Source organism: Mycetocola sp. Y444, assembly GCF_059445295.1.
In genome coordinates this window covers 1173703-1186230 of the sequence record NZ_JCAIUB010000001.1, presented here as the reverse complement: position 1 = coordinate 1186230, position 12528 = coordinate 1173703, and the positions used below count along the sequence as shown (strand labels likewise).

Below are 12528 nucleotides of genomic sequence, written 5' to 3'. Positions count from 1 at the left end.
GCGTGGAGAGTGCGAGCGCTTCGAGGCAATAGTCTCGGTATATGTCCTCGCCGGCGCGTCCCCTCGAACACAGTCCGCTCACACACATTGCCCCCTGGCTCGTCTCCCAGCGCTGGTTTGCCAGCAAGGGACGCGTTCCGGAGCTCGAACTCATCGGAAGCTGGGAGATGGCATCCGATGATGCCAGGGTCTTCACTCACCTGATCATGGACTTCTCCGGTCGTGACCCCGTGCTCTACCAGGTACCGGTCACCGAGAGAACCGAACCACTGCCAGACGCAGAGTCGGCGCTCATCGCCGAGATCGTGCTCGACGACGGCCGGTCCGGCTACCTCTACGACGGACCGCACGACCCCGCATACGCCAGGGCCCTGCTCACGCTCATCGGGTCAAACCAGGAGGCGACAGCACTCGGCGCAACCGCGAGCGGCGAAGCTTTCGGTCAGATCGAGATTTCCGACATCGTCTCATCCCGTGTGCTCCGTGGCGAGCAGTCAAACACCTCGATCATCTACCACGTCCGCAGCGAGAACGGCATCGACCGGGTCATCTGCAAGGTGTTCCGCGCCCTGCACAATGGTGAGAACCCCGACGTCGTCCTGCAGGCAGCGCTCGCCGCATCCGGGTCACTCAACGTTCCGCACTCCATTGGCTGTGTCGTCGGTGAGTGGAATGACATCGGCCAGGCCACCGGCCGGGCGCGCGGCCACCTCGCCTTTGCGCAGGAGTTCCTGTCAGGCTCGGAGGACGCGTGGAGATTCGCCCTTCGCTCCGCCGAGAACGGCGAGGACTTCACGGCCAGGGCGTACTCGCTCGGCACGGTGACCGCCGAGGTTCACGGATTGCTCGCCGAGTCATTCGGTGCTGCGGCCCCCAGCCAGGACGAGATCGACGCGACCCTCGCCAGCTGGCGCTCGCGTTTGCTGCTCGCCATCGAGGAGGTGCCCGCTGTCGAGCAATTCCGCGAAACCATCGAGGCGCTCTACGAGTCGACGGCGTCGATCGCGTGGCCGGCGCTCCAGCGCATCCATGGTGACTACCACCTCGGCCAGGTGCTGCTCGCGGCGGATGGGCACTGGGTCCTTCTCGACTTCGAGGGTGAACCGCTCAGGCCGATGGAGGAGCGCTCCCAGCCGGACTTCACGCTCAGGGACGTCGCCGGAATGCTGCGAAGCTTCGACTATGTCGCCGGTTCACTCGGCAGCACCGCTGAGGCCCGAAACTGGACCAGCGCGTCGCGGAAGGCATTCCTCAGCGGCTACATCGACGGCTCAGGGGTCGACCTCAGGGACCACCGCGAACTGCTCGACGCATTCGAGATGGACAAAGCACTGTACGAAGCGGTCTACGAGGCCAGAAACCGCCCCGACTGGCTGTCGATCCCGCTCACGGCGCTCGGACGGCTCGCCGAGCGTCAGCGGTAGCGCCGCCAGAGCCTAGCGGTTCTCCCGGTCGAGGATGCCGCGGAGAAACGCCGCCTGGCCGACATGCTGGAGGTCGTCTGCGATAACACTGACGAGGCGGACCCCGAGGGTGACCGGAGGGTTCCAGCTTTCGTCGACGATCCGATCCAGGTCGTCGTCGGCGAGACCACTGACGAAGTGGGCTGTGCGGTCGCTGACCTCATCGAAGTACCCGAGCAGCAGCTCGGGCGAGCTCACCACAACCTGGGCCACATCGTCGCTCGAGTGCCCGTATCCGGTGTCCTCCGGCGGGAACGGGAGCCGGAAGCGGTCGACCCACCCCGCGGCGATCCAGATCTGGTCGGTGTCCCTCAGGTCGGCAACGTGGTCGTCCTGCACCCGGGTGAGGTGCCAGACCAGCCAGGCTATGGTGTTCGACTCCGGATCCGCTCTCGCGAGCAGCCTCTGCGCATCGAGACCATCGACCGCGCTGTGCACGCTCTCCGAAACCCGCCCGAAGGCATCCGCAAGAATCTCTGACGTTTTCATTTCCTGCCCTTTCTCTGTGTGGCGTTGATGTACCTGTCGTTACTCCGGGTGTCGCTGCACCCTCAGGTAGGACGGCTCCCGGAGGCGTCGTTCCCACGGGTATGTGGATGTTCCCGGCAGCGGGTGCCGCACCGGGTCGTACCTGTCGATGGTGTCGATGGGTCCAGGCTCCCGCCACAGTTCGACAACGGCAAACGGATGCCAGTGGCCGAACGGGGTCGCGTGGTAGAGCTTCAGGCGCCAGCTCGTCGACTCCAACCGCGAGGCGAGTTGATCGACGTCGGCGGGCAGGTCGTCCGGCTCCAGGGTGCGGGCGGCGATCAGGAGCGGGCCGTTCGATGTTCGAAGCGGCATCAGGGTTGTGAGCCGGGCGCGGCTCGGTGAGCGATGCGCGGCGAGCCAGAATCTCGATGGCACGCCGAAGCCCGTTGAGGCCAGCAGCAGGTCCGCTGGCGCTCCCATCGTCGTCTCGAATCGCAGCGCGAGTCCGATGACGTCGGGCAGCGGTGCCGGCACGCCGATCGACCGCGACGTCCGCGCGGTGAGGGGGAGTTCGCTGGTGTGCGGATGGTCGATGAAGTCGATGCCGGACGCGCCGCGGTCGGTGAGCCAGCGGAGCGAACCGGTGAGGGCGACCCCGTGGGGATGGATGGGTCGCGGCGGGCGGAGCGAGCGCACCAGGCCGAAAACCCCCGCCAGTGCGCCGCCGGCGATGCCGGACGGCGTGAGAGTCACCGCTCGCCCCGTCCGACACGCAGGGCGAGCCCGACGAGGGGGAGCTGCAAGGGCAGGCGCGCAAGAGCGATGAACCGGGCAGGCCACGCCTTTCGGCGGAGTACTCGGACTGTGCGCACGTTGGCGGGGAACACGGCAACCAGGAATGCTGCCGACAGGAGCCCGGCGAGGTTCCTGGTGGGTCGGTTCAAAGCCAGCAGGGCCAACGCCCATTCCGCGACGCCAGACACGACGGTCCAGAAGCGGCTCGGCCCGGGCAGGGAGCGCGGAACAATCGGGTCGAACACCGAGGGGCGGAGAAAGTGGATTGCGCCTGTAACGGCAAACATCATCGCGAGCGCCATGGCAGATGCGCTGTTCCGGTCAGATGATCCTGGTGTGGCTCTCGTGAAGTGGCGCATCCGAAACACAGTAAGACCCGATGCTTCCCTGTGGCAATGGGTTGCGCGACTCAGCCGGCTGAGCCGTCGCCGTACTGGGTTGCCTTCCGTTTGAGCGCTCCGAGGTCGGATGCGTCTCCCGTTTTCTCCGGCAGGTCGTCGAGCGTGACCAGTCCGTCCATGTCATCGGGGTCGTTCTCGCCGATGATGCGCTCCGCGTAGTTCGGAGCTCGGCGTGGCACCTCGTGCCCCGCCTCGTCGGGCGTGCTGCCTGAGTCGCCCGCCGGAGTCACCCGGTTCTTCTCGTCTGCCGGCGTCATGGGCGTCATCCTTCCGATGCGATCTCACTCCGATCGGTTCCGATCGGGTTCGGCTGCCAGCGTATCGCGTGTGCGACCGACTCAGGCCTGGCCCTCGACCTGTGCCTGCTCCCACCTCGGCGTTCCCGGGATAGCGGGTCCGGTCGGCCATCGAAGAACTGCCCCCACCTCAGCCGACTTCGGGAGGACGCCATGGTCGACGAAGACAACTCGCGATTCGGTCAGTGTGGCTGCCCTGACGATCGCGAGAATCGCGGGTACCGGCCCGATGACTCGCGCGCCGAGTGCTTCCTCAGGCGCTGTCGCCACCCAGGGTGCATCGGCGAGGGCGAGGAGGGTCCTGCCGTCGGTTCCCTCCGAGTCAATGAGCACGGTGTCTGCCTGGCTCTGTTGCAGGCTGTGCACAACGGCCCCGAAACCCAGCGCCCCGTTTTCGGAGTCACCGGCGGAGAGCTTGTCGAGCAGGAGCGACTGGTCCCTAAGCCGAATCTCCTCGAGCTTGCGGGAGATGCGCACCTGCAGGGATTCCCGGGACGATCCTGCGGCCAACAGGTTCGCGGGTACCACGGTGCTGATGTCCCTGGCCGCTGCTGACAGCTCCTCGCTCAACAGCTGGACAGCGCGCACATCACCGGCGAGCAGGACAAATCCCGGCTGGAGTTGCCGAACGAGTTCATTGACCGCCGTTGCGAGTTGAGTCTGGTTCTGCTTCCAGATTTCTTCAGAGTGGTGCTGGTAGTTGCTGTGGGACCAGCCGCCCGCCTGGACCTTGGTCAGGCTGTCGGTCCTGCCCTCGATGTTCTCGTGCCGAAGAGCGGCGACATGGGAGGCGCGATAGGCATGGATTTCGCCGCCGCCCCGTCCGGCTTCGACCACCAGATAGACGACGTCGTTCTGCCTGTACTTCACGAGCGGGACAAGGTCGGGGATCTCGAGGTAGGCAACGGTTTCCGGCCAGACCAGCGGGCCGGCGAGGACTTCGTCCAGGAGTGGCTCTCCGTTGTGCACGACGAGGAACCGTGAATGCGGCCCACCGGTGCCGCTCGGAACGGCGAGAATCCTCTCGACAGTCGTGAGGTCGGCATCCGGAGCGCCTGCCCTGGCCAGCCGGTCGAGCACCTGCCGCCTGCGCGCCTCTCCGTCGTGGCCCGGGCCGTCCCATGATCCGTTCGCGTCGATGAAGACCGACGAGAAAGTTCCATCGCGGCGCCAGAGTTCTGCCAGTTCGTGCGTCTGTGAATCCACTCGCTCGTCCTCTCTTCGACAGGCGACCACCCGGTCACCGGGCCCGCCGCGCTGGTTCGGTGCCGCAGATCCCCATGGAACTCGCGGGCTTCTGGCAACGCAAGAGCCGATATGCCCTGTTGAGCGCATCGCAGCCCCAGGTCCGCCACTCAGCGGGATGATCCTCGCGATTTTCCTTAGCACCCGATCGCCGCGAAAGCTAGACCCACCTCGGTCGAACTGGCCGATCGTGCTGACGAACTAGATTTGAGGGACCCGCGCGAATTTTGTGCGCGATAACGCTTTACGAGGAGATCGATGGAAAGCTGGCCAGGAACCGCGTACCCGCTAGGTGCTACCTATGACGGCAGTGGGACAAACTTCGCGATTTACAGCGAAGCCGCTGAGCGGATCGAGCTCTGCCTCTTCGATGAGGACGGCACGGAGACCCGGGTCGAGCTGCGGGACTCAGAAGCCTACGTCTGGCACTGCTATCTGCCTGAGGCGCAGCCGGGCCAGCGGTATGGCTACCGTGTCCACGGCGAGTACGCCCCTGAGCAGGGCAAACGGCTCAACCCCAACAAACTGCTGCTCGACCCGTACGCCAAGGCGACCTGTGGCACGTACGACTGGGACCAGTCACTGTTCTCATACAACTTCGGCGACCCGGATTCCCGCAACGACGAAGACAGCGCCTCGCACTCGATGCTCAGCGTCGTCGTGAACCCGTTCTTTGACTGGTCAGGCGACCGCCACCCGCGCACGCCGTACAACAGCAGCGTCATCTACGAAGCACACGTCAAGGGCCTGACGAAGCTCAACGACCAGATCCCGGAAGCCCAGCGTGGCACGTACGCGGGTATCGCCCACCCCGCGACGATCGAGCACCTCCAGAGGCTCGGCGTCACGGCGATCGAACTCATGCCGGTCCACCAGTTTGTCCAGGACTCAACGCTCCTCGACAAGGGACTCCGGAACTACTGGGGATACAACACGATCGGGTTCTTCGCGCCGCACAACGAATACTCGTCGACGGGCGAGGCCGGCCAGCAGGTCCAGGAATTCAAGGGCATGGTCAAGTCGCTGCACGCGGCCGACATCGAGGTCATCCTCGACGTGGTGTACAACCACACAGCCGAGGGCAACCACATGGGCCCGACCCTCTCGTTCCGCGGGATCGACAACGAGGCGTACTACCGCCTCGAAGACAACGACAAGCGGTACTACACCGACTACACCGGCACGGGCAACACGCTCAACGTGCGCCACCCCCACTCGCTGCAGCTCATCATGGACTCGCTGCGCTACTGGGTCACCGAGATGCACGTCGACGGTTTCCGCTTCGACCTGGCCTCCGCGCTGGCGCGCGACCTCTATGAGGTCGACAAGCTCTCGACATTCTTCGAACTCGTCCAGCAGGACCCCATCGTCTCCCAGGTGAAGCTCATCGCCGAGCCGTGGGACGTTGGTCCCGGCGGTTACCAGGTGGGTAACTTCCCCTCGCAGTGGACCGAGTGGAACGGAAAGTACCGCGACACGGTCCGCGACTTCTGGCGCGGTGAGCCATCGACGCTCGGCGAGTTCGCTGCCCGCATCACCGGTTCTGCCGACCTCTACGAGCACTCGGGACGTCGGCCGGTTGCATCCATCAACTTCGTGACAGCGCACGACGGCTTTACGATGCGCGACCTCGTGTCATACAACGAGAAGCACAACGAGGCCAACGGCGAGGACAACAACGACGGTGAGTCGCACAACCGGTCGTGGAACTCCGGGGTTGAGGGTGACACAGACGATCCTGAGGTGCTTGGCCTCCGCGCCCGCCAGCAGCGCAACATGATTGCAACACTGCTGCTCTCGCAGGGTGTCCCGATGATCCTCCACGGTGACGAACTCGGACGAACGCAGCACGGTAACAACAACGGTTACGCGCAGGACAACGAACTCACCTGGCTGCACTGGGACGTCGTCGATGTGCCGCTGATCGAGTTCACGTCCGCCGTTGCGCGACTCAGGAAGGAGCACCCGGTGTTCCGACGGAGCCGCTTCTTCGACGGGCGGCCCGTCCGCCGCGGCGAGGGTGAGCCGCTGCCGGACATCGTGTGGCTCAACGAAACCGGCATGGAAATGCAGCCGGAGGACTGGGACGAAGAACTGGCCAAGACGGTCGGTGTCTTCTTCAACGGCGAAGGCATCCGTGAACGCGACGCACGAGGTCAGAACGTCAGCGACGTTCACTTCCTGCTCTATTTCAACGCCGACGCCGAAGACGCCGAGTTCACCCTTCCGCCGGAGGAATACTCCGCCGAATGGGAGATCGTGGTTGACACGGCGGGTGAAGGAGCCGACAGCGTTCCCCGCGCCGCAGGATCGACCCAGACGGTCAAGGGCAGGAGCCTGCTCGTCATGCGCGCATACACCGCGCCGGAAGCAGAGCCGGACCACTCGGTTGCGGCATCCCTCGCCGTCCTGAGCGGTTCGCAGACCACGTCGAGCACCGACGTCAAGCCGGGAGCTGTGAGTTGAGAATCCCCGCATCCACCTATCGGCTGCAGATCCGGCAGTCGTTCGACCTCGACGCGGCACGCGGAGTCGTCGACTACGTTCACGACCTCGGAGCCGACTGGCTCTACCTGTCGCCTCTGCTTGAAGCGGAGGCGGGAAGCGACCACGGTTATGACGTCGTCGACCACTCACGCGTCGACCCCGCACGGGGTGGCCCCGAAGCGCTCGACCGGCTTGCGAAGGCCGCGAAGGCCAGGGGAATGGGCATCCTCGTCGACATCGTCCCCAACCACATGGGTGTCGAAACCCCTGTGGCGAACGGCTGGTGGTGGGACCTCCTCGCCAAGGGCGAGGCGTCCCGCTACGCGGAGGCCTTCGACGTCGACTGGGCGGCGGGCGGCGGCAAGATCCGCATTCCCGTCCTCGGCGACGGCGATGATGCACTCGACGCCCTCACCCTCGTTGACGGCGAACTGCACTATTATGACAACCGGTATCCGGTCGCCGCGGGTACCGCTGACGATGGGGCAGACCCGCGCACGGTTCACTCGCGTCAGAACTACGAACTGGTCAACTGGCGCAGGGCTGACGCTGAGCTCAACTACCGCAGGTTCTTCGCGGTCAACTCGCTCGCCGGCATCCGTGTCGAAGTGCCGTGGGTGTTCGCCGAGTCCCACGCGGAAATTCTCCGCTGGGTGAACGAAGACCTCGTGCACGGCATCAGGGTCGACCACCCGGACGGACTCGCGCACCCGGGCGACTACCTTGACGCGCTGCAGAAGGCCACGGGCGGCGTGTACGTCCTGGTGGAGAAGATCCTCGAGGGCGACGAGGGACTGCCGCCGAACTGGGCAGCTGCAGGCACGACAGGGTACGACGCACTCGGCGACATCGACCGGGTCCTCGTCGACCCCGCTGGCAGGGCACGCCTCGACGCGCTCGAGGGAAACCTCGAAGAGACGACAGCCTCGATGGACGACGTCTGGCCCGAGCTGATCTACGAGAACAAGCGGCGGATCGCCGACGGCATCCTCCGCTCAGAGGTACTGCGACTGGCCAGGCTCGTTCCGGAGATCCCCGGCGCAGACGACGCCATCGCGGAGCTCCTCGCGTGCTTCCCGGTCTATCGCTCCTACCTTCCGTTCGGCGAGGACCACCTCGCCGAGGCGGCCCGCTCCGCTGCCGCCCGCCGCCCGGACCTCGCGGAACGAATCGATGCCCTCTATCCGGTCCTTGCCGATGCGGAGCATCCCGCTGCGATCCGGTTCCAGCAGACCTCGGGCATGGTCATGGCGAAGGGCGTGGAAGACACAGCCTTCTACCGGTTCAGCCGGCTGACCTCACTCAACGAGGTCGGGGCAGATCCCGGTGAGTTCGCCATCGACGTTGCCGAGTTCCACCGCAGGCAGCAGGCACGGCAGGCCGCCCTGCCGGCGTCGCTCACCACACTCTCGACACACGACACCAAACGTGGCGAGGATGTGCGCAGCCGCATCTCGGTCATCGCTGAAATCCCGCGGGAGTGGGAGGCGACGCTCGGACGGCTTCGCGCTCTGGTGCCGATCGGTGACGGACCCTTCGAGCAGTTGCTCTGGGAGGCCGTCATCGGAGCGTGGCCAGCCTCGCGGGAGCGCCTGCACGCCTACGCCGAGAAGGCCTCGAGGGAAGCGGGTACGTCGACGACGTGGACCGCCCCGGACGAGGAATTCGAGACGGCGATGCACGGCCTGATCGACGCCGTCTTCGATAACCCCGAGGTCAACGAGATCGTCACAGGTTTCGTTGACCGGGTTGCCGCCGCCGGCTGGTCGAACTCGCTGTCGGCCAAGCTCATCCAGATCACAGCGCCCGGTGTGCCCGACGTGTACCAGGGCAGCGAACTCTGGGAGACGTCGCTCGTCGACCCGGACAACCGGCGACCCGTTGACTTTGACCTCAGGCGCGACTACCTCGCCAGGGTGGACAGGGGCTGGCTTCCGCCGATCGACGAGACGGGAGCGGCAAAGCTCCTCGTGACCGCTCGGGCGCTCCGCCTGCGCCGTGACCGGCCCCAGTGGTTCTCCCGGTACCTGCCGCTGCCCGCGTACGGCACGGCAGCCGGACACCTCGTCGCCTTCGACAGGGGAGACGCCATCACCCTGGCGACGCGGCTTCCGCTCGGTCTCGAGAAGAACGGAGGCTGGGGCGACACCTCGGTCGTCGTTTCCGGCCGGCCTCTCATCGACGCCTTCACCGGAGAGCGGTACCCCGGCGGGCCCCTTCAGGCCGCCGAGCTGTTCGCGCACTACCCGGTGGCACTCCTCGTTCCCGATGACACCGACCTCACCTCACTTCTTGGAGAGCACGAATGATCCGAAGACACCGCGAACCGTTCACCGTGTGGGCGCCAGACGCCGAGCGCGTTGAACTCGTCCTCGGCGACAGCTCGGCCGAAATGATGCGGGGGACCGACGGCTGGTGGGTTCCGGTATCCGACATCGTCGACAGCGCGAGCGATTACGGCTACCGCATCGACGGGGCCGGCCCGTTCCCCGACCCCCGCTCGCGTCGCCAGCCGAACGGCGTGCACGAGCTGTCGCGCACGTTCGATCCCACCGAGTACCGGTGGAACGACTCGGCGTGGAGCGGGCGCCAGCTCGCCGGTGGCGTCATCTACGAGATGCACATCGGCACCTTCACACCGGAGGGGACCTTCGACTCGGCGATCGCCAGACTCGATCACCTGGTCGACCTCGGCGTCGATTTCGTCGAGGTTCTCCCGGTCAACGCGTTCAACGGAACGCACAACTGGGGATACGACGGAGTGCTGTGGTACGCCGTCTCCGAGAGCTACGGCGGTCCTGCCGGGTACCAGCGCTTCGTTGACGCCTGCCACGCCGCCGGCCTCGGCGTCATCCAGGACGTCGTGTACAACCACCTCGGCCCGAGCGGGAACTACCTGCCGAACTTCGGTCCGTATCTCACCGACGGCCCCGGCAACACCTGGGGATCATCGATCAACCTCGACGGTGAGCACTCAGACACCGTGCGCGAGTACATCCTCGAGAACGTGCTGATGTGGCTCGACGACTACCACGTCGACGGACTCAGGCTCGATGCGGTTCACGCCCTCGTGGACTCTCGGGCAACCCACCTGCTCGAAGAGATGGCGACACGCGTTGCGGCACTGAGCGCGGCGGTACGTCGCCCGCTCAGCCTCATCGCCGAGTCTGACCTCAACGACCCCACGCTGATCACCCCGCGTGAGGCCAACGGGTACGGACTCGACGGACAGTGGAGCGACGACTTCCACCACGCGGTGCACGTCGCCCTCACTCGGGAGACCACCGGCTACTACGCCGACTTCGAGCCGCTCTCGGCCCTCGCCAAGGTCCTCACCCGTGGGTTCTTCCACGACGGGACCTTCTCGAGCTTCCGCGGGCGGACACACGGTCGAGCGATCGATACCCAGCGGATGCCGTCATGGCGGCTGGTTGTCGCCAACCAGAACCACGACCAGATCGGAAACCGCGCAACCGGTGACCGGTTGGGGGCCACCCTCGACACGGGACAGCTGGCCATCGCGGCGGCGCTCACCCTCGCATCCGGCTTCACTCCCATGCTGTTCATGGGGGAGGAGTGGGGCGCAAAGACCCCGTGGCAGTTCTTCACCTCGCACCCTGAACCCGAGCTCGGTAAGGCAACCGCCGAGGGCCGGATTGCCGAATTCGAACGCATGGGCTGGGACCCGAACGTCGTCCCTGACCCGCAGGAAATCTCGACATTCGAGAACTCCAAGCTCGACTGGAGCGAACTCGAGAGTGTCGACTCGGCGAGACTGCTCGACTGGTACAAGGAACTCACGGCGCTGCGCCGGGCACGGCCCGACCTGGTCGATCCACGTTTCGGCGAGACGGGAGTCGAGGTCGACGAGGATCAGCGCTGGCTCGTGCTCCGTCGCGGAAGCGTGGCCGTCGTGATCAACTTCGACGACGAGGAGCATACGATTCCGGCGCGGGTCGGCGGCGAACTGCTGTCGTTCGCCTCGGATGGCGACGCGCTCCGCGGACGGCACGACAGCGCGATCACCCTCGCGCCGCACGCAGTGCTGATCGCCGACTCCCTCGCGTAGGGACGGTGCTTACTCCGCAGCGCGGAAGGCATCGAGCGCCTGCTGTGAGAACAGCACAAAAGTGACGTCGGCTGGCGGGTCCACCTCGCGGACCGTCCGGACAGCGATCCGGGCGGCATCCGCGAGGGGCCAGCCGTACACGCCGGCGGAAATCGCCGGGAACGCGACAGTCGCAGCGCCGAGTTCGTCTGCGACCCTCAGGCTGTTCCGATAGGCGGATGCCAGAAGCTCCGAGCGGTCTTCGTTCGGGTCCCAGACCGGCCCGACGGTGTGGATCACGTGTTTCGCTGGCAGCAGTCCTGCGGTGGTCGCCACCGCCTCTCCCGTCGGCAGCCCCCTGGGGAGCACCGTGTCACGCAGGTGCCTGCACTCGGCGAGGATCGCCGGGCCACCCGCACGGTGAATGGCCCCGTCGACGCCCCCGCCGCCGAGCAGGGAGTTGTTCGCCGCGTTCACGATGGCGTCCACCCGCATCGTGGTGATGTCGCCCCGCACGAAGGTGATCATCTGTCCTCCTACGACGGTCCGAAGGCGCGCGCGGCGTCGACAGCGGCGCGGACGCCTCCCGAGAGCGGCTCGCCGTGCCCGGGAAGAACCAGCTCTGCACCGGTGTCGGCGAGCGCGCTCAGCGTGTCGAGTGCCATCGCCGAGTCCGCCGTTGCTGCGCCTGCGATGATCTGCGCTCCGCGCGTTCCCTTGTACGGGTCGAGGGTCACGAGGGCGTCGCCGGACAGCAGCGCGCCGCGTTCGGGGAGGTGCAGGGCGGTGTGCCCGAAGGTGTGCCCGGGCGTGAAGACGATCTCGGGCCGGCCGGGAACATCCAGGACACCGTTCTCTGGAAGGTAATCCACCTTCTCGACGCCCTTGACGGCGAGTGCGCCAGCGGCTGTCATGCCGGCGAGGACAGGGATGGCCGCCGGGTACCTCAACGGGTAAACGAACGGTGTTCGCTCCCGCTGGTAATGGTACGGATGGGCAGCGAGACGTTCGTCCGCTCGGTTCACCCAGATCGGCACTCGAAGTTCCGCCTGCGCGCGGGCGGCGAAACCCAGGTGGTCGAAGTGAGCGTGCGTGAGCACAATGGCCTCGATATCCCGCCTCGAACGCCCGATCTCGTCGAGGGCGAGCAGCAGCGGCGCCCACGTCGATGGGAATGCCGCATCGACGAGGGTGACGGCGTCGCCCTCTTCAATCAGATAGCAGTTCACATAGGCGTGCTCGAGGCGGTGCACCCCCGGTGCGACGTTCCTGGTCAGTGTCGGTCGGCGTCCCTGCCGCGGTCGGTGTGCCATTGTGCTCCC

Annotated in this window: 11 protein-coding genes; 4 read left to right on the top strand and 7 right to left on the bottom strand. The window is 66.1% G+C overall.

Features of this window, described 5'->3' with window-relative positions; genetic code table 11:
* Positions 1-41 precede the first annotated feature (41 nt).
* Positions 42-1424, top strand: a complete 1383-nt coding sequence (locus AC1C2M_RS05660) for a maltokinase N-terminal cap-like domain-containing protein (protein WP_483403974.1) — start codon at positions 42-44, stop codon at positions 1422-1424.
* 12 nt (positions 1425-1436) lie between these two features.
* Here AC1C2M_RS05660 and AC1C2M_RS05655 read toward each other — a convergent pair whose 3' ends face one another.
* From AC1C2M_RS05655 to AC1C2M_RS05635, 5 genes are all read right to left on the bottom strand, one after another.
* A complete protein-coding gene (locus tag AC1C2M_RS05655; protein ID WP_495435504.1) occupies positions 1437-1952 on the bottom strand; it encodes a mycothiol transferase in 516 nt (171 codons plus the stop codon).
* Between the two features lie 39 nt (positions 1953-1991).
* A complete protein-coding gene (locus AC1C2M_RS05650) occupies positions 1992-2687 on the bottom strand; it encodes a hypothetical protein (RefSeq protein WP_495435503.1) in 696 nt (231 codons plus the stop codon).
* A complete protein-coding gene (locus AC1C2M_RS05645) occupies positions 2684-3019 on the bottom strand; it encodes a DoxX family protein (RefSeq protein WP_495435502.1) in 336 nt (111 codons plus the stop codon). Before AC1C2M_RS05645 ends, AC1C2M_RS05650 begins: the two co-directional genes overlap by 4 nt.
* 119 nt (positions 3020-3138) lie before the next feature.
* The gene (locus AC1C2M_RS05640; RefSeq protein WP_495435501.1) at positions 3139-3387 is read right to left on the bottom strand and encodes a hypothetical protein; all 249 of its coding nucleotides are present in this window, start codon (positions 3385-3387) and stop codon (positions 3139-3141) included.
* A gap of 81 nt (positions 3388-3468) precedes the next feature.
* On the bottom strand, positions 3469-4632 hold the full coding sequence (locus AC1C2M_RS05635; protein WP_495435500.1) for a baeRF2 domain-containing protein: 1164 nt from the start codon (positions 4630-4632) through the stop codon (positions 3469-3471).
* 297 nt (positions 4633-4929) lie between these two features.
* On the opposite strand from AC1C2M_RS05635, the gene glgX reads away from it, so the two are divergent.
* From glgX to treZ, 3 genes are read left to right on the top strand one after another with little or no spacing between them, the layout of a single operon-like run.
* Positions 4930-7137, top strand: coding sequence for a glycogen debranching protein GlgX (gene glgX / locus AC1C2M_RS05630; RefSeq protein ID WP_483403980.1), 2208 nt, complete (start codon positions 4930-4932; stop codon positions 7135-7137).
* Entirely contained in the window at positions 7134-9467 is a 2334-nt protein-coding gene (treY, locus tag AC1C2M_RS05625) for a malto-oligosyltrehalose synthase (RefSeq protein WP_495435499.1), read from the top strand. Before glgX ends, treY begins: the two co-directional genes overlap by 4 nt.
* On the top strand, positions 9464-11227 hold the full coding sequence (treZ, locus tag AC1C2M_RS05620; RefSeq protein ID WP_495435498.1) for a malto-oligosyltrehalose trehalohydrolase: 1764 nt from the start codon (positions 9464-9466) through the stop codon (positions 11225-11227). The genes treY and treZ overlap by 4 nt, the downstream gene beginning before the upstream one ends.
* Before the next feature lie 9 nt (positions 11228-11236).
* Here treZ and AC1C2M_RS05615 read toward each other — a convergent pair whose 3' ends face one another.
* On the bottom strand, positions 11237-11734 hold the full coding sequence (locus AC1C2M_RS05615) for an O-acetyl-ADP-ribose deacetylase (RefSeq protein WP_495435497.1): 498 nt from the start codon (positions 11732-11734) through the stop codon (positions 11237-11239).
* A gap of 8 nt (positions 11735-11742) precedes the next feature.
* Complete coding sequence (locus AC1C2M_RS05610; protein WP_495435496.1) at positions 11743-12519, bottom strand: MBL fold metallo-hydrolase; 777 nt, start codon at positions 12517-12519, stop codon at positions 11743-11745.
* Positions 12520-12528 lie beyond the last annotated feature (9 nt).